We start from the raw sequence: 16,816 nt of genomic DNA on the forward strand, positions 1-16,816 counted from the left end.
GTAATAAGTTGTATTAGACATGGAACAAGCTTGCGGCAGCAGATATAGTCCACTTCATGCAGATCATTGTGATCTCGCCGGAATGGAAGGAAATGCCATGTTGAACAAGAAACTCCTGGGTGCGGTAATGGTAGCGGCAGTGGCTGTGTCTTCGGCCGCAGTCGCCGGTGACCGCGACTTCAATACCGTTGCAGGCGCCGTTGTCGGAGCGGCCATTGGCAACAGCACCGGCGGGCGCAATGGCGCGATCGTCGGTGGCGTGCTGGGCGCCGCCGTCGGCAACAGCATCAGCACGAATGACCGTTATTACGACCGTGGCGGCTATCGCGGCGGCTACCGCGAAACCTATTACGCGCCTGCGCCGCAACCGGTGTACTACGCCCCGGCGCCGCAGCCCGTGTACTACGCGCCGCCACCGCGCTACTACGGCCCGCCGGCTGTGGTCTACGTGCAACCGGGCCGCGGCTACTACCGTGATTATGGCCGCCGCGACTACTATGACCGTGGCCATGGTCACGGCCACGGTCACGGCTGGGGCCATCGCCGTTAAGCACCGCCCCACATTTGCACCATGAAAAACCTGCGCCAGCTTGCTGCCGCAGGTTTTTTTTGCGCGACAGGCAAGGTATCGCCCCCGCACGATTTCGGCTAAGCTGTGTCCTACGATCAACATTGCTGGCCGCCTGGACCGCACAACCGATGCATTTAATCAAAGACGGGCTCGACTTTGGCCCCTGGCTCGATGCCGCCGCCGGCACCAGCGTGGGCGCGGGCCCCATGCCGCGCCGCGAAAACCAGGATAACTTCCTGCTGATCGATGCCAGCGGCCACGCCGTGTGCCTGTCGCGGCAGGCGCCGTTCCACTGCCAGGTGCCGGGCTGGCCGCGCGGCCACGTGCGCGCCGCCGTGCTCGACGGCATGGGCGGCCACGGCCATGGGCGCGAAGCGGCGGAAGCGGCCGTGCAAGGCTTGCTGGCCATGCCCGCCTGTCTCGACACGGCCAGCCTGGCAGGCTGGCTCGACCAGTTGCACACGCGCTTGCAGGACACCTTCGCCAGGACCGCGCCAGCCCAGGCGCGTCCGCCCGGCACCACCCTGACCTTGCTGGAAGTACCGCCCGGCGAAGCGCCGCTGCTGTATCACGTGGGCGATTCGCGCCTGTATGAAATTGCCGACGGGGTGGCCGGCATCCTCACCGTCGACCACGTGCCGGCCACCGTGTACGCCATGCGCGGCGCACTCGACGAGACCCGCTGGCGCGCCGCCGTGCATGGCGAACACCATCCGCAAATCTCGCAGGCCTTTATTTTAGGCAACGCCATCAGCGACAGCTTGCAGCTCGACAAGCCCTTGATCGGCCTCGACGCGGCCACCTTGCCGCCCTTCCTCGCGCACCTGGGCGACCGCCGCGTGCTGCGCGTGCGTCCCGGCGCCCACTATCTGCTGGCCAGCGACGGCTTCTGGGCGTGCGAGGATCCGCTGGCACTCACGGCCCGCTGGCCCGCCCTGTGCGCCGGCAAGACTGCGGCGCAGGCCGTCAGCGCCCTGTTCGACGACTTTGTCTTGCATCCGCCCAAAGGCTTGCATAGCGACAACATTACCATGCTGGCGCTGCGCTTCGATGCGGAGTTCAGCGCCCTGATCGGCTAGCGGCCAGGTAGCCGGCCGTTGCCGACACGGCCGACAGCACGCCGCCCCAGGCCATGTCGATCGCCGTCAAGGCCAGCGGCCAGTCGCGCAAGGTCGCATAGTTGCTCAAATCATAGGTGCCGTAGGCCAGCAGCCCGAGGAGCGCACCCAGCGCTGCCGCCGTGCGGCCACGGCGCGCCCGCAAGCCGGGCAAGATGGCAAACACCACGAGCCCCGCCACATACAGCAAATAAAACAGCACGGCCGGCGCCCAGCGTGGCGTGTCCGCCAGCAGCGGCCCCAGCGCCGCGGCGTACACGGGCTTCATCAGCACGGCCAGCCACAAGGCATCGATGGCCAGGAACACGCACAGGGTGGCGCCATAGGCAATGGCAAGCTGGAGCGGGCGTTGGACAGGCATGGTCATCTTTCGGCGTCAGGCGGCGCGTGGGGAACTGTTGCGCCAGCATAATGCAAAAAACGGCATCAGGCGCGCATGGGTGGGCAAGCAAGTCTATGACATATCAAAAGGCTATGTCACCATTAGATGTGGGAATGCGCCCAAAGTTGCTTTCAATAATGTTTCCGGTGAGCGGATGCGCCTGGCGTCGAGTATCCAGCGCCATCCCAGATAGTTCGGCAGGTAGCGCGTGGCCACGCCATGAAACGGCCGTAGCCAATCCCGCAAGCGGCTGTGATAGGCGTTGACGTTCTGCACGTGGGCGGCGCCCCGCACGTGGATGCCGGCGCGCAAGTTGACGGCCTGATGACTGATGCCCGCTTCCCGGGCAAAAGCCCGGTAGGCGGGATGGCCATCAGTCACCAACAAGCCGTCCTTGTCGATGACGGGCAACAAACAGTGATGCAGCTGCGCCTTCGTCAACGATACCGGTGCAAGTGAGGCGAGTGGCAGGCGGGACAGGCCAATCGCGGCTGCGCCACATTTTCCAGCAGCGCGACGGTCGCGTCGTGTGGCGCGCTGCCACGCAGCAGGGCAATGCCTGCCTGCGCTGGCGCTGGCTCAACTGAGCAAACTGCGCGATAAAGCTGATCCATTCGGCTGGCCGCATGATCTGCTCCCTGCGTGATTGATATGCAGAGTCAGACAGCACGGCCAAGGGAAGATTCCGGCATTCCCCTACTTGCCGATGACAGAGCCTATCAAAATAACATGCCAAAAGAGATATAAAATGTGTTTTTAAGCAATAGTTTCCATGGCATGCATGGCAAGGTGTGACCAGGGGCACGAATTTCGGCAAAAAGAGCGCGTTCCGACGCTGCGAAAGTTGCCAAGCAGGCGCAAAAGCGCGTAAGCTCTCATGTATAACAGAGGGCAGAATGTCCCCGCTCGATTCGAGTCAGAATGTCATGAAAAAATGCAGCAACCCGGAGCACCCGCACTGTACGTTCTGGGTCTTGCCTGGGGAAACAGTCTGCGCGGGCAACCACCCGCAAGCAACGACTGCCTCCAGCAGCTACGACCTGTTGACCGCACTGCGCAGCGCCCGTTCCGAGCCATCGGCAACGGCGCATCCGCACGCCCCTGCACATGATTCTGATATTCGCGATGCTGTTATTCGTGATGCCGTTATCCGCGATGCCGCCATTCAAACGGTGGCCCGCTCCGTGGGGGCCTCTGCCGCCACCCCGGCGTCCACGCCAGCGCCCGTTGCGCCGCCAACGGCGCCATCAGCTTACCAGCCCGTGCAAGCCCACCTGCACATCAGCGGCTTCGATCCGCGCGCGGCAGGCGGACGGCAAACCCTGAAAATGGAATTGCGCGGCATGAGCGCCGCCTGCGCGCCGCAGCTGACCTTGCGCCTGCGCTCGGACCTGATCCCGCGCGGGCACGTGCAGCATGATTTCGTACGCACGACGCGCGGCGACTGGCGTCCCGTGTTTGTCGAGTTTTCCTCGCGCAACAAGGAACACGGGCAATACCAGATCGAAGTGGAAGTCCACAGCCATATCGATGGCGCCGTGGCGCAGAAATGGGTGTGCACGTTCGTCATCCTCGTGCCGCGCCGCGACGCCACCCTGACGGAAATCCACCAGATCTTCCTCAGCACGCACAAGAACGTGCGCGTGATGGCCGACGACGCCTCGATCGCCCGCGTGACGGGCGGCGATGGCTGCAACCTCGACGTGACGGCGCGCAATGCCGGCATCGCCCACGTGGATCTGTCAGCGCCGCAGGGCAAGATCGACATGGGTTTTACCACGATAGCCTGGGACGAGGAGTTGATCGAAGTCGACCTGCCCGCCGCCAGCCACTGCCATCCGCACCCAAGCCAGGCAGCTTGCCTCGTCAATGCGGCGCCGGAAGCGGGCGAACAGCGCCAGATCCGCCTGTTCGCGCTGGAAGAATGCATGCTGGGCCGCTTCGAACTGGTGGACCCGGAAGCCGATGTGCTGCTCAGTCATTTCAGCCCCGACGGCCAGGACAACAATGGCTTGACGCGCCGCCTGTCAGGCCGCCACGCCATCATCCGGCGCAGCCAGCAAGGCTTTGAAATCGAAGACGTATCGCGCTACGGCCTGCTGCTCGACGGCGTGTGGCCGGGCAAGCACAAACCCGTGCCCCTGCGCCTGGGCATGCGCATCGAATTGTCTGCCAGCATCAAGGGCATCGTCGTGCTCGGCGTCACGGCCATCCTCGCGCATGGCGTGATCCTGCACCGCCTCGACCACGGCGCCCGCGCCGAGTGTTTTTACCTGCTGCTGCCCGATACCCAGCCCACGCCGGCAAGCCACCTTGCCACGCCGCAAGCCAGTGGCCTGCCCGTGCTCTTCCACCGCAACGGCGGTTTCTGGCACCTGGACACGGCCAGCGGCAAGGAAACCGCGCTGGCCCCCGCCACCGCGCTCGACAAGCTCAGCGGCTTCGCGCGCCACAACCGCTTCGCCAGCGAACCGTATCCGGAATGCTGGATCATCCGCACCGAAGGCGCGGCGCTGTGCGACAGCGTGCTAACCGTCTGATACAACGACGCCCCGCACCTCCCCGATCACTAACGGGGCACGAGCACGAGAAAAATCAGCGACAGCCCAATAATAAACACCGCTTCCAGCGAAAACACGAGGGCGGGAATCTGCAATTCGCGCGGGATTTTCATGGCGACACCTCCTCAAAACGTCAAACTGCTTTCAGCATAGCGCGCCCTGCGCCAATTACATTATCAGCCGCATAACACAATTGACCGGACGGCATGCGTTGCCGCGTCCGTTGACCACACCATCCCGACACACAATTTAACAAATTATCAGCAGATATTCTGCAAATAGCACCCCTCCACGCCCTTGCATACTGTATATTCATCCAGTTAATATCCCCCTGCATTTCACACAACGCCACGCATGGCGTTTTACATTTTCTATGGCTTCCAACAAAGCGCATCATGCGACCGGTTGGGCTGCCGGCGTGATCGCCGCGGCCCTGGTCGCGCACGCTGGCGCCGGTGGTCCCTATCAAGTGCTGAGCGTGCTCGCCTTTGTCATGGGAGCGCTGGGCGGCACGGCGCCGGACTGGCTGGAAGTGGCCTGGTGGGCGCGCACGCACAAGCTGTGGATCACACACCGCACGTGGACCCACTGGGGCCTGGCCTGGATCGCCCTGCTCGTCTACACATATCTGCAATTGCCGCACCACCTGTGGGCACCGCCCCTGTTCGGCTTTGCTGCCGGCGGCATCATGCATCTGCTGGCCGACTGGCCCAATCCGCTGGGCGTGCCGTGGATTTTTCGCCGCCACTCGCTGCGCTGGTGGAAAAGCGGGCGCCACGACATCATCGTCATCATCGCCGCCTGGCTGGCCGCCACCATCGTGGCCGACCACGTTTTTTTTGACGGCATCCACTGGCAGCGCACTGCGCTGGCGTTTGATGGCTTGCTGCACTGGTCCGGCGCTGCTCTGCAGCAAGCCTGGACGGATCTGCAACAGTGGCAGGAGCGCTGGCGTCTGGGCGACCAACAGTAATTGACGCAAGACGCATGGCAATGTGATAATGAGTATCATTCTCAAACAGCCCAGCCAGCCGGCACTCCGCGTTCCGTCAGCCCAGCCCATCCCTTGCCTGGAGAACGCAGTGAGTACCGTCAGTCCCACCCATGCCAATCACCTGAGCACCCTGTACAGCGAGCATCACGGCTGGCTGTATGGCTGGCTGCGCGGCAAGCTGGGCAACCGCGCCGAGGCGGCCGACCTGGCGCAGGACACTTTCGTGCGCCTGCTGGGCAAGCGCGAGGTGACACCGCTGGCGCCCCTGCGCGAACCACGCGGCTACCTGGCGACCATCGCGCGCGGCTTGCTGATCGACCGCTACCGGCGCCAGGCGCTGGAGCACGCCTACCTGGAAGCGCTGGCGCAGCAAGCCGAGCCGATATCGATCAGCGCCGAAACACATGCCATCATCATCGAAACCCTGCTGGCCATCGACCGCCTGCTCGACCGCCTGGGTACGCGCACGCGGGACATCTTCCTGCTGGCGCAAATCGAGGAGCTCAGCTATGTCGACATCAGCCGGCGCCTCGGCGTGTCCCTGCCCACCGTGAAAAAGCACCTGGTGCGCGCCTACACGGAATGCCTGATGCTGGCGGCCGGCTGATGTTCGGCGCATCCTCGTCCACTCCCATCGCCCGCAAGGTCCTGGCCGCCGCCGCCCACTGGCATGTGGAACTCCAGTGCGGCGGCGCCGACCCGGCCGCCCTGCAGGCATGGCGCGATGCCAGCGCCGAGCATGAACGGGCCTGGGAACTGCTGCAGCGCATGGACGGCCAGCTGGGCGCGATACCGGCAGCGCTGGCGATGCCTGCCCTGCAGGCGGCGCAGCAGCGCCGGCGCGCCGCCGCAAAAGTGCTGGCCATGCTGGTGGCGGCCGGCGGCGGCATCGCGCTGGGCCAGGCGGGCCTGCAATCCGCCCCATGGCAAGCGTGGACGGCGTCCATGCGCACGGTGCCGGGCCAGCGCCGCCACGTGACCCTGGCCGATGGCGGGCGCATGGAAATGAACACGGATAGCGCGCTCGATGTCGCTTACGGCGCCACGCACCGCCGCATCCGCCTGCACCATGGCGAAATCATGATCACGACGGCATCCGATGCCCGTCCCTTCCTCGTCGACACGCCGCACGGCGTGATCCGCGCGCTCGGTACGCGTTTCGGCGTGCGCTGCGATGCGCAGGGCAGCACCGTCAGCGTCTACGAACACGCCGTGGAAGTGCGCTGCGCAGCGCGCCCGGACGCTGTGCGCCGCCTGGACGCGGGCCAGCAGCTGCGTTTCAGCGCAAGCGGCTCGGAGGACGTACTGGCCATGCCCGCGCACCAGGACAGCTGGCTGCGCGGCATGCTGGTGGCCGCCGACTGGCCCCTGCAGCAACTGGTGCAGGAGCTGGCACGTTACCGGCGCGGGCGCCTCGCGTGCGATGCCGGCGTGGCGCGGCGTCCCGTCACGGGCACTTACCGGCTCGACGATATCGATGCCGTGCTGGAAAGCCTGTGCGTCTCTCACGGACTGCAAGTGACGTACTTCACGCGCTACTGGGCCACGGTGTCGGCCAGGGCCACATAATTATTTTCAGTTTTTTTGCGCCAGGGGTTGGTGTTTCGCTGCGCTGCTTCGGCTTCCTAGATAAGTAGCCAATTCACGTAGCCGATTCACACGCCAATTCTTATCCCTTAGAGCAGAAAGACCGAGCATGCAGCTGACCCCCCCCGTCCTCCATCCCGCCGCGCGCGCCATCCGCCTGGCCGTCCTCACCATGGCTTGCGCCGCCCCCGCCGCCGCCTTTATCGCCGCACCCGCGCTGGCGCAAGGCCAGGCCGCCACCGCCCAAGCGTTTGCCGTACCAGCCGGCCCGCTGGCCACCGCCCTTAACGATTTTGCCGTCGCCGCCGGCGTCAGCCTGTCGACCGACCCGGCGCAGACGCGGGGCCTGCGCTCGCCCGGCGTACGCGGCAGCTTTGGCGTAGCCCAGGGCTTTGCCCAGGTGCTGGCCGGCAGCGGCCTGGAAGCCGTGCAACTGCCGAACGGCGCCTACGTACTGCGCCAGGCGGCACCATCGTCCGCAGCGGCGGCCGGCGTGGAAAAGACCATGGCGCCCGTGACGGTCAGCGCCAGCATGGAGCGCGACCCCGTCAGTGAACACAGCAACTCGTATGCGGCGCGCGCCGTCACCGTCGGCAAGGGCGTGCAAACCCTGCGCGAAATTCCGCAATCCGTCAGCGTCGTCACGCGCCAGAAAATGGACGATCAGAACCTCAACACCATCGACGCCGTGCTGGCCAACACCACCGGCATCACCATGTACGACAGCCCCATGGGCGGGCGCTATGTGTATTCGCGCGGCTTCATGGTCGACACTTACCAGTTCGACGGCGTCAACCGCGCCATGTACTACCCGCAGGCGAACAGCTTTACCAGCAACACGGCCGTGCTGGACCGCGTGGAAATCGTGCGCGGCGCCACGGGCCTGCTGCAGGGCACGGGCTCGCCGGGCGCCGCCATCAACATGGTGCGCAAGCGTCCGCTGGCGGAAAAGCAGGTGCAGCTGGCGCTGAGCGCAGGCCGCTGGAACGACGTGCGCGGCGAAGTCGACGTCACCGGTCCGCTGAACGCATCGGGCAGCATCCGCGGCCGCGCCGTCGCCGCGCACGAGCAGCGCGATTATTTCTATGACGTGGCCGACAGCCGCACGGACGTGCTGTACGGCGTGCTGGAATTCGACCTGGCGCCGGGCAGCAAGCTGACAACGGGCGCCAGCTACGAAAAACTGAAGTCGACGCCGTTTTTCTCCGGCATGCCCCGCTACCTCGATGGCAGCGACCCGAAACTGCCCCGCTCGACCTACCTGGGCGCGGACTGGAACCGCTGGGACAGCCGCCAGACGGCCGTCTTCGCCGAATTCGAGCACCGCTTCGATGCAGACTGGTCGCTCAAGGCCAGCGCCAACTACACGCGCGAACAGCATGACGTGAAATACATGTTCAACCTGGGCGCGCTCAATCCCGCCACCATGGCCGGCATGATGATGTACGCGGGCGTGTTCGACTACGGTACCACCAACAAGGGACTCGACCTGTCGCTCGATGGCAAATTCAACGCCTTCGGCCGCCGCCACGGCTTCAGCGCCGGCGTCAGCACGAACCGGCTGGAAAGCGACAGCGATTACAGCCTGGCCATGATGAAGCTGCCCAATAGCGCGCTGCAACCGAATCACGGCGTGGCAGAACCGAGCGATGCCTGGATACGCGAGAAACAATATGGCGGCGGCCACAGCCTGACCACCATGACACAGACGGGTGCCTATGGCGTGGCCCGATTCAGCGTCAGCGACCCGCTCACCGTGGTGGCGGGCGCGCGCGTATCGAATTTCAAATCGACCAGCGTGTACCGCGACACGGGCGAGGTATATCTCGATCCGTCCCGCGAAAACGGCGTCGTCACGCCGTATGGCGGCGTCATTTACGCGTTCGACAAGCGCTGGTCCGGCTACGCCAGCGTTTCCGACATCTTCCAGCCGCAAAACCAGCGCACGGCCGAAGGCGCCCTGCTCGATCCGCTCAAGGGGCGCAACCTGGAAGTGGGGGTCAAGGGTGAACTGTTCGACGGCAAGGTCAATACCTCGCTGGCGCTGTTCCGCATCGAGCAGCGCAACCGCGCCGAGGCCGACCTGCTCAACACCTGCTCCAGCGGCACGGAGTGCTATTTCTCGGCGGGCAAGGTGCGCAGCGAAGGCCTCGACGCGGAAATCAGCGGCGAAGTGACGCCGGGCTGGCAGCTGTTTGCTGGCTACACCTTGAACAACTTCAAGTACCTGGAACAGACGTCGGACGCGGGCGTGATGTTCGCCAGCACCTACTCGCCGCGCCACATGCTGCGCGCGTGGAGCGACTACCGCCTGCCCGGCGCCCTGCAGAAGTGGAGCGTGGGCGGCGGCATGAACTTCCAGACGGAGAGCTCGCGCACGACGCGCGACGTGAAGGTGGCGCAAGGCGCGTATGCCTTGTGGAGCGCGCGCGCCGCCTACCAGATCGACCGCAACTGGACGGCGTCGCTGTCCGTGACGAACTTGCTCGACAAGCGCTATTACCAGACGGTGGGCGCGCCGGCGTGGGGCAATTTCTATGGCGAGCCGCGCAAGGCGCAACTGACCTTGCGCGCGCGGTTCTAGACGAAACGCTTATGCCGGAGGACGCAATGGCGCCTTCGGCAGCGGAATGAATTCCGTCTCGCCCGGCACGCTCCCCATGCGCTGGGCGGTCCAGTCGTCGGCCGCCTGCGACAATCGCTCCTTGCTCGACGAGACGAAATTCCAGAACAGGAAGCGGTGGCCGTCCAGCGGTTCGCCGCCGATGACGACGAACTGCACCGGGCCGCCGCCTGCCGTCACCACGGGCACGGCCCCGGCTTCCAGCAAGGCCATGGTGTGCGGCACGAGCGCCACGCCATCGACCAGCACGTCCCCGCTGATCGGATAAATCGCCGCTTCCGGCGGCAAGCCTTCCAGGCGCAACTCGCGCCCCGCCTGCAGCGCCACGTCCAGGTACACCGTCTGCATATAGGTGCGCACGGGCGAGGTCTGGCCAAAGGCCGTGCCGATCAACACCTTCACCACGGCGCCATCGAGCGGCACGACGGGAATGTCGGCCTGCGGCGTGTGCGTGAAACTCGGTTCGTCTTCCTCGTGCGCCTTGGGCAGCGCGGCCCACAGCTGCAAGCCGTGCGTGCGGTGCGGCTGACCGGCCAGGTCGTGCGGCGTGCGTTCCGAATGCACGATGCCGCGCCCGGCCGTCATCCAGTTGATGGCGCCCGGTTCGATGCGCTGGTACGAGCCGATGCTGTCGCGGTGATCGATCGCGCCTTCGAACAGATACGTGACGGTGGCCAGGCCGATATGCGGATGGGGGCGCACGTCGTGGTTGGCGTCGGGGGCCACGTCGATGGGGCCGAAATGGTCGAAGAAAATGAAGGGACCGACGGCCTGTTTTGCAGCGGACGGCAACAGACGCCGCACGACGAAGCCGCCGCCCAGGTCCTTTTCGTGGCTTTTCAGGATGGCCGCGCTCATGCGAGCACCGTCGTGATTTCCGTGGTGACGGCCGTCATCAGCTTGTGGATCGGGCATTTGCCGGCCACGGCCAGCAATTCCTGGCGCTGCGCGTCCGTCAGCTCGCCCGTCAGGTGCAGGGTGGCGGCCAGGCGGTACACGCCCTTGCGCTCTTCGCTGGCATCGCGCTCGGTCGACACTTCCACATGTTCCAGGGGGATGCCCTTGTGCCGGGCGTACCAGACGACGGTGAGCGCCTTGCAGGCCGACAGGGCCGCGTCGTACAGGTCGTGCGGCGAAGGGCCGGCGTCGCCACCCCCCTCCTCCACCGAGGCGTCGGCGGAAATGATGTGATCGCGCACGTGCACGATGTGGCGCATGGCTTGCGACTGGTCGCGGATGGCTTTGATGGTCATGGCGTTCCTTGGTGCGTTTGGAAAGCCACAATTTACACCGTTTGGCCGCTTGGCGCAGCCCGCTGCCCTGCTACCTGGTCATTTGATACGGAACACGGCATCAACCGTCTGTCCCATCTTGAGGACGGTGACCATCAGCATGTCGTCGGGATTTTGCCGCTGGCGGCTGTTGGCGCGCTGGTAGCGGTCGGACGGCACCAGGCCCACCGCATTGCCCAGGTTTTTCAGCTGGTCCGACGAGATGCCGGCCACAGCGCCCACGCGCTTGCCGAAGCCGCGCGCCATGGCGTCGGCCTTGCGCTGCGCATCCTTGACGGCCTCGCCCATCAGTTCCTCTTCCAGGCGGATGCGCTGCGTGGCGCCGAAGGTGACGGCAAACGCATCGAGGTTGGGCATGGCCAGCAGCGGCCCCATGACCGCGGGCCATTTCGATAAATCCGCCACGTTGATATGCACGCTGGCCTTGATCAGGTACTGCGGATTGGCCGGGTCCTGTTCCGCGCCCTTGCGGATTTCCTTGCGCACGTCGCGCACCTCGATGCCGGCCGCCGCTTCCGGCAAACCCTGCTCCACCAGCAGCGCCTTGATTTCCGTGATGCGCGTCTTCACCAGCGCCGTGGCCACGTCGGGCGCCGGGTCGAAGGCGCTGACGTCGAAGTCGATTTCGCCCAGGTCCGGCGTGACGAAACTGTAGGCCGTGCCCGTCGCGTGGATGAAGGGATAGGAAGGCAGATCGCCGGCCAGGACGGAGATGGGCAGGCAGGCGAACACGATGGACAGCAGGCGGCGTTTGAACACGGAGACTCCAGCACGTTTAAGGTGCATGAAGTATCCGTCAAGATGAGCAATATAACAATGGATTAGTCGAGTGTGCGCGCCACGCGGAAGCCCACGATATCGTTCGACAGCACGGTGGAAAAGCCGTTGCGCAGGGCCGAGCGCAAATAGCGCGGGTGGTACAGCCATGAACCGCCGCGCAGGATGCGCCGGCTGCTGTCGCTGCCCTCTTCCCACGCGCTGCCATCGACGGGCGCACCTTCGTAATTGTCGTGCACGACGTCCTGCACCCATTCCCACACATTGCCATGCATGTCGAACAGGCCCCAGGAATTCGGCGCGAAAGTGCCCAGCGGCGTCGTGCCGCCCCGGTACACGCCGCGCGGGCCGCCGTTGTACACGTACAGGCCGTCGTAGTTGGCTTGCTCGGTGCTGATCGTGTCGCCCACGTTGAAGGCCGTGCGCGTGCCGGCGCGGCATGCGTATTCCCATTCCGCTTCGCTGGGCAGGCGGTAGTGGCGGCCCGTGCGCTCGCTCATCCACGCCAGGTACAGCTGCGCGTCATTCCAGCTCACGCCCACCACCGGGTGCTGGTCGTTCTGCACGAAACCGGGATTGTCCCAGTCCGTCTCGGAACCGCCCGCCCAGCCGGTCGCCTTGACGAAGGCGCGCCATTCGCCCACGCTGACGGGGTGCCGCGCCAGCGCGAACGGGCGCTCGATGCCGACCCAGTGCTGCGGCATTTCGCGCTCAAGCCACGTCTGCTGCGAGCCGGCCTGGATGGCGGCCTTGTGTTCCGTCTCGTGCGCCCCCATCTGGAAGCGGCCGCTGGGAATCAGTACCAGTTCCGGCCCCTGTCCCGAACCATCGAGGAAATCGTCGCGCAAGACGCCTTCCGCATTGGGCACCGGTTCCACGTGCTCGGCTTCCGGCGCCGATGCCGGCGCGGGGACAGCTGCGGCCGCGGCGCGGCTGGCCTGTTCCTTGCGCGCGCGTTCCTGCTCGGCGCGGTAGGCCGCTTCCGCCTTGGCGACGATGGCCTTGCGCTGCAATTCCTGGTGTTCCTGCAAGGCGGTGGCGGCATCGGCTTCGCGGCGCGCGCGCAACTGGCCGCGCAGCGCTTCCTTGCGCAGCTTGCGCGCCTCTTCCGCTTCGAAATGGCGCTGCGCCTCCTGTTCGCGGCGCAGCTTATCTTGCCGCTGCTTTTCCAGCGCGGCCGCCTGGATTTCCGCCTTGCGGCGCTGGTCCAGTTCTTCCTGACGCACGCGCGCCTCCTTGACCGCCGCCTCGCGGGCCTGTTCGGCCGCCAGCGCCGCTTCCCGTTGTTGCTGCGCCTGCTGCGCCGCGCGCGCCTGCTGCTGGCGCGCCTGTTCCGCCAGTTCTTCGGGCGACGGCCCGGCCGCGCGCTCCAGGTTTTCCAGCAAGGCTTGCACCGATTGCGGGCGCAGTTCCGGCGTCAGCGAAAAACCGTTCTGCAGCACTTGCCACTGCTGCGCGTTAAGCGCTTGCGGCGCCGACGGCAAATGGCTGGCGCTGCGCGCGTCGTCGAACGGCATGCGCCCTTCGAGCATCTGATAGATCATCACGGCCACCGCATACACGTCCAGGCGCGGGCTGGGCTGGCGCTGGTTGGCGCCGGCCTCGGGCGCCCGGTAGCCGTGCGTGCCCGCATTCGGCATGTCCAGCGCCAGGCTGCTGTCCGCATTGCGCACGCGCGATGCGATGCCGTAGTCGAGCAGCTTGACGTCGCCTTTCGCCGTCAGGAAGACATTGCCCGGCTTGATGTCGCGGTGCACGAGCTTGTGCTTTTCCCACGCATACGACAGGGCGTCGGCCACCGGCTGCAGCAATTCCTGCACCGTGGACAGGGGCAGCGCGCCCTCGCGCGCCAGATAGTGCTCGAGGTCTTCGCCATCGAGGCATTCCATGATGATGAAATAGCTGGCCGTGGCCGGGTCCTGCGCCCACTCGTAGACGCGCACGATGTTTTCATGCGCGAGTTTGCGCGCCTGCGTCGCTTCCTCGATCAGCAGCTTGGCGTGCGTGGCGCTTTGCGTCAGCTGCGGCGGCAAGATCTTCAGCGCCACCATTTCGCTGCTGCCCAGCTCCGCGTGCGTGGCCAGGTCGGTCGCTTGCCACACCTGCCCCATGCCGCCCGTGCCGATCAGCCGCTCGAGCCGGTAGCGGCGGTTTTGCGGGCCGATTTCCTGGCCCGTCATGAAGCCCAGCTCCGTACCCTGGCGCACGGGCAGCGCCGGCACAGGCGCGGCGCCGGGCGGCGCGTATTCGGCGTCGAGGATGGCGTTCTTGCGGCGTTCAAATTCCTGCTCGCTGAGCAGCCCGTCGTCGTGGAGGGCGCGCAGTTCCCGCAGTTTGTCTCGTGCTTTTTGCATCATCTGGGGTGAAACACTTCCATCAAGGCTGCAAGGCGACGCCGCAGGCGGCGCAGAATTTATCTTCCGGATGGCCCGCGCGCTGCGCGTGGCCGTTCTTGCAGCGGACCGGCGCTGCTGCTGCGGCGGCGCCCGGCTGCAGCGCCTGCGCCACGGCCACGCCCAGCTGCGCCTGGGCCGACAGGCCATGCGCGTGCGCCGCGTTCTGCAAGTTGATCAAATCGAGCTGCTGGCGCCGTTCGCGTTCCGCCTGGCCTTCCAGATAGCTGCGCTCCTGCGCCACGCTGTCCTGCGCCATGCGCATGGCATCCAGCGGTGCGACGCTGTTCTCGGCCGCCGCCAGCGCGGCCAGCGCGTGGATCTGCTCGGCGCTCATGCCCGCCTGCAGCTGCGTTTTCAGCACTTGCGCCAGCACGGCCGCATTCTGCCCGGCGGCCATGGCCACCTTGCCCGTGTCGCTCAGCGAGCCGATTTTCTCGATGCGGTCGATGTCGATGCGCGCCAGTTCGGCCGCATGCGCCTGTTGCGCCAGCAGCGCTTCATATTCACCTTTCCAGCGCGCGTAATCGCTTTCGCGCTGCTGCGCCATGGCCAGCAAGTCGCGCTGCCATTGCGCTTCCTGTTCCAGCTGGCGCAGTTGCTGGCGCTGTTCCTCGATGGCCAGCGCGTCGAGCTGCGCCAGCTGCGTTTGCTGCTGCAGCTGGCGCGCGTGCACGCCGTCGGCCTCGATGGTGCGCAGCAGCTTTTCCTGCTGCGCGATGGCGTCTTCGCGCGCGCCGCCGCGCCGCAGCGCCGACACTTTTTCCGCGATTTCCGCCGCCTGCACCTGGGCCGCTTCATCCTTGTGCGCTTCGGCGCGCAGCAATTCGCGCTGGCGCGCCAGCTGCATCTGGTCTTCCCACTCCTGCACCCGCTCCGCTTCGCGCTTGCGCGCCGCATTCGCCAGCATCAGTCCCTGCCACGCGGCCTGGTGCTGCTCCGCCTCCAGCTGCGCCTCGCGCTGGGCCGCATCCGCTTCCGCCTGGCGCAGGCGCGCCAGCTGGGTGCGGCGGCCCGTCTCGTCGTCGATCAGCAACGCGCTTTCCACTTGCTGCGCGATCGACTGCAGGTGCACCTGATGCGTAAAGCGCTGCTGCGCCAGCTGGATCTGCTCGCGCCCGTGCAGCTGCGACAGTTCCAGCTCGCTGCGCATCTTGATGGCGGCCAGCGCCCGCACGTGTTCCCAGTTGGCCGCTTCATCGGCCCGTTGCGCGCCCTTCTGCGCCAGTTCCTGTTCCAGCTCGCCCAGCGCCAGGGCGGCGCCATGGTCGAGCGCCTGGCGTCGCGATTTCGCTTCCAGGATGCGGCCATACAGGTCGATCTGACGCCCGCGCAGCGCTTGCAGGCGCTCCGCTTCCTGGTGGTTCAGTTCCGCCTTTTCCACCGTCGCATCCTGCCGCAGCTCGGCGCGGCGGTGCGCGTGGCGCGCCGCCAGTTCCTCGCGGCGGATGCGCTGCCATTCTTCCTCGTCATACAGCTGGTCGAGCTGTTTCATGCGTTCCAGGCTGTGCTGCTCGAGTTCCTGCGCCGGCAAGCCGCCCAGCCACAGGGTGCCGATGCCGGCGCCTGCGTCGCCCGCGCGCTTGTCGTGCCGCAGGCTCAGCGTTTCCACGCGCGACACGGCCAGGCCGCTGGGCGCCAGGCGCTGCGTCAGCGCCGATTGCAGGCGCTCGTTCAATTCGGGCCGCAAGTCGGCATTCGCGTCCATCTCGCGCAGTGCGCGGCTGCCGATGAATTCCAGCGCGATCTGGCGCACGGACGGCAGCAGCAAGGCGTGCAGGTGGGCGCGCGTGACGGCGCCCGGCGCGCGCATGAACTGGCGCGCGAACGCGTCGGGCTGGCCCAGCGCGATGTCCACGCGCAGCGATGCGGCGACGTCCAGCAGTTCCGTGCTGGCCAGGCCCGGCAGGTCGAATTCCAGGCTGATGGCGTCGGCGCGCGTGATCAGCACTTCGGCCGGGCGTGCCGGCAGCAGCGCGGGCAGGCGCGCAAAGAAGGCGGCGCTGTCGTAATCGCCAGCCGGTATCAAGGTGAAAGCGTCCGATTGCACGATCCAGGCGCGCGACTCGGCCGGCACCCGCAGGCGGCGCGCGGCACTGCCGAACAGCGAGGACAGTTCGCGCACGCCGAAGAACAGGGCCAGTTGCCCATCAGCAAGATGCCATTGATTGGCATGCAGCACCGCGTCGCTGTCGGGGGCGCCCAGCGACAAGCCGCATTGCGCGCAATAGCCGGCGGCGGCGCCGTTCTTGTGCTCGCAGCGCGGGCAGCGGGCGCCGCCAAAACCAAACAATTGGAACATGTGTGACTCCTGATGAGAATAATGGTGTGCGCAACACGGCTGCCATGCCGATTCTAGCAGGATAGCCGGGCCTCACTTGCCGCGCACGGCATGGGCACGGCAGTGCGCAGCATCAGATAATGCCATAGGGCAATTGCATTCATATGCGCGGATACAGGGCTAATTAGGCCTCAATTCAAGCCGTCGCCTGTCCGCGCCGCGCGCAGGCATTTCAGC

The 16,816-nt window shown here is 66.0% G+C and carries 14 protein-coding genes; 7 read left to right on the top strand and 7 right to left on the bottom strand.

What is annotated here, in order from left to right; genetic code table 11:
* The first annotated feature begins 97 nt into the window (after positions 1-97).
* Together MRBLMS1_RS03665 and MRBLMS1_RS03670 are read left to right on the top strand one after the other, a co-directional pair.
* Positions 98-550, top strand: a complete 453-nt coding sequence (locus MRBLMS1_RS03665; protein WP_128142712.1) for a glycine zipper 2TM domain-containing protein — start codon at positions 98-100, stop codon at positions 548-550.
* Between the two features lie 149 nt (positions 551-699).
* Positions 700-1,650 carry a PP2C family protein-serine/threonine phosphatase gene (locus MRBLMS1_RS03670; protein WP_485877882.1) on the top strand — a complete coding sequence of 317 codons (951 nt, stop codon included), beginning with the start codon at positions 700-702 and terminating at the stop codon, positions 1,648-1,650.
* Here the strand turns inward: MRBLMS1_RS03670 and MRBLMS1_RS03675 are convergent.
* Positions 1,631-2,050 carry a DUF2177 family protein gene (locus MRBLMS1_RS03675; RefSeq protein WP_485877883.1) on the bottom strand — a complete coding sequence of 140 codons (420 nt, stop codon included), beginning with the start codon at positions 2,048-2,050 and terminating at the stop codon, positions 1,631-1,633. The genes MRBLMS1_RS03670 and MRBLMS1_RS03675 overlap by 20 nt on opposite strands.
* 111 nt (positions 2,051-2,161) lie before the next feature.
* Entirely contained in the window at positions 2,162-2,557 is a 396-nt protein-coding gene (locus tag MRBLMS1_RS03680; protein WP_485878972.1) for an IS1595 family transposase, read from the bottom strand.
* Positions 2,558-2,997: 440 nt separating this feature from the next.
* On the opposite strand from MRBLMS1_RS03680, the gene MRBLMS1_RS03685 reads away from it, so the two are divergent.
* The 5 genes from MRBLMS1_RS03685 to MRBLMS1_RS03705 all read left to right on the top strand — a co-directional run bounded on the left by MRBLMS1_RS03685 (position 2,998) and on the right by MRBLMS1_RS03705 (position 9,797).
* Positions 2,998-4,611 (top strand): FHA domain-containing protein, encoded by a 1,614-nt coding sequence (locus MRBLMS1_RS03685; RefSeq protein WP_485877885.1) that lies wholly within the window; start codon positions 2,998-3,000, stop codon positions 4,609-4,611.
* 394 nt (positions 4,612-5,005) lie between these two features.
* Positions 5,006-5,605, top strand: a complete 600-nt coding sequence (locus MRBLMS1_RS03690) for a metal-dependent hydrolase (protein ID WP_485877887.1) — start codon at positions 5,006-5,008, stop codon at positions 5,603-5,605.
* Positions 5,606-5,714: 109 nt separating this feature from the next.
* The gene (locus MRBLMS1_RS03695) at positions 5,715-6,233 is read left to right on the top strand and encodes a sigma-70 family RNA polymerase sigma factor (protein ID WP_485877889.1); all 519 of its coding nucleotides are present in this window, start codon (positions 5,715-5,717) and stop codon (positions 6,231-6,233) included.
* Positions 6,233-7,195 carry a FecR domain-containing protein gene (locus MRBLMS1_RS03700; RefSeq protein ID WP_485877891.1) on the top strand — a complete coding sequence of 321 codons (963 nt, stop codon included), beginning with the start codon at positions 6,233-6,235 and terminating at the stop codon, positions 7,193-7,195. The genes MRBLMS1_RS03695 and MRBLMS1_RS03700 overlap by 1 nt, the downstream gene beginning before the upstream one ends.
* A gap of 127 nt (positions 7,196-7,322) precedes the next feature.
* Positions 7,323-9,797: a TonB-dependent siderophore receptor gene (locus tag MRBLMS1_RS03705; protein ID WP_485877893.1), complete on the top strand. Its 2,475-nt coding sequence runs from the start codon at positions 7,323-7,325 to the stop codon at positions 9,795-9,797.
* A gap of 9 nt (positions 9,798-9,806) precedes the next feature.
* Here MRBLMS1_RS03705 and MRBLMS1_RS03710 read toward each other — a convergent pair whose 3' ends face one another.
* The 5 genes from MRBLMS1_RS03710 to MRBLMS1_RS03730 form a co-directional block, all read right to left on the bottom strand.
* The gene (locus MRBLMS1_RS03710) at positions 9,807-10,694 is read right to left on the bottom strand and encodes a pirin family protein (protein WP_485877895.1); all 888 of its coding nucleotides are present in this window, start codon (positions 10,692-10,694) and stop codon (positions 9,807-9,809) included.
* Positions 10,691-11,089: an OsmC family protein gene (locus tag MRBLMS1_RS03715; protein ID WP_230539349.1), complete on the bottom strand. Its 399-nt coding sequence runs from the start codon at positions 11,087-11,089 to the stop codon at positions 10,691-10,693. The genes MRBLMS1_RS03710 and MRBLMS1_RS03715 overlap by 4 nt, the downstream gene beginning before the upstream one ends.
* A 78-nt stretch (positions 11,090-11,167) precedes the next feature.
* Positions 11,168-11,887: an SIMPL domain-containing protein gene (locus MRBLMS1_RS03720; RefSeq protein WP_485877898.1), complete on the bottom strand. Its 720-nt coding sequence runs from the start codon at positions 11,885-11,887 to the stop codon at positions 11,168-11,170.
* A 62-nt stretch (positions 11,888-11,949) separates the two neighbouring features.
* The gene (locus tag MRBLMS1_RS03725) at positions 11,950-14,262 is read right to left on the bottom strand and encodes an SUMF1/EgtB/PvdO family nonheme iron enzyme (protein ID WP_485877900.1); all 2,313 of its coding nucleotides are present in this window, start codon (positions 14,260-14,262) and stop codon (positions 11,950-11,952) included.
* 19 nt (positions 14,263-14,281) lie between these two features.
* Positions 14,282-16,600 (bottom strand): coiled-coil domain-containing protein, encoded by a 2,319-nt coding sequence (locus MRBLMS1_RS03730; RefSeq protein WP_485877902.1) that lies wholly within the window; start codon positions 16,598-16,600, stop codon positions 14,282-14,284.
* Positions 16,601-16,816: the final 216 nt, after the last annotated feature.

This window comes from Massilia sp. LMS1-1-1.1 (assembly GCF_040815535.1).
Taxonomy (GTDB): domain Bacteria; phylum Pseudomonadota; class Gammaproteobacteria; order Burkholderiales; family Burkholderiaceae_D; genus Janthinobacterium; species Janthinobacterium aestuarii.

Excerpts from the sequence above, each read along its gene's own strand:
- MRBLMS1_RS03710 (WP_485877895.1), bottom strand. The coding sequence starts at position 10,694 with ATGAGCGCGGCCATCCTGAAAAGCCACGAAAAGGACCTGGGCGGCGGC.
- MRBLMS1_RS03715 (WP_230539349.1), bottom strand. The coding sequence starts at position 11,089 with ATGACCATCAAAGCCATCCGCGACCAGTCGCAAGCCATGCGCCACATC.
- MRBLMS1_RS03670 (WP_485877882.1), top strand. The coding sequence starts at position 700 with ATGCATTTAATCAAAGACGGGCTCGACTTTGGCCCCTGGCTCGATGCC.
- MRBLMS1_RS03675 (WP_485877883.1), bottom strand. The coding sequence starts at position 2,050 with ATGCCTGTCCAACGCCCGCTCCAGCTTGCCATTGCCTATGGCGCCACC.
- MRBLMS1_RS03685 (WP_485877885.1), top strand. The coding sequence starts at position 2,998 with ATGAAAAAATGCAGCAACCCGGAGCACCCGCACTGTACGTTCTGGGTC.
- MRBLMS1_RS03730 (WP_485877902.1), bottom strand. The coding sequence starts at position 16,600 with ATGTTCCAATTGTTTGGTTTTGGCGGCGCCCGCTGCCCGCGCTGCGAG.
- MRBLMS1_RS03705 (WP_485877893.1), top strand. The coding sequence starts at position 7,323 with ATGCAGCTGACCCCCCCCGTCCTCCATCCCGCCGCGCGCGCCATCCGC.
- MRBLMS1_RS03700 (WP_485877891.1), top strand. The coding sequence starts at position 6,233 with ATGTTCGGCGCATCCTCGTCCACTCCCATCGCCCGCAAGGTCCTGGCC.
- MRBLMS1_RS03725 (WP_485877900.1), bottom strand. The coding sequence starts at position 14,262 with ATGATGCAAAAAGCACGAGACAAACTGCGGGAACTGCGCGCCCTCCAC.
- MRBLMS1_RS03665 (WP_128142712.1), top strand. The coding sequence starts at position 98 with ATGTTGAACAAGAAACTCCTGGGTGCGGTAATGGTAGCGGCAGTGGCT.
- MRBLMS1_RS03690 (WP_485877887.1), top strand. The coding sequence starts at position 5,006 with ATGGCTTCCAACAAAGCGCATCATGCGACCGGTTGGGCTGCCGGCGTG.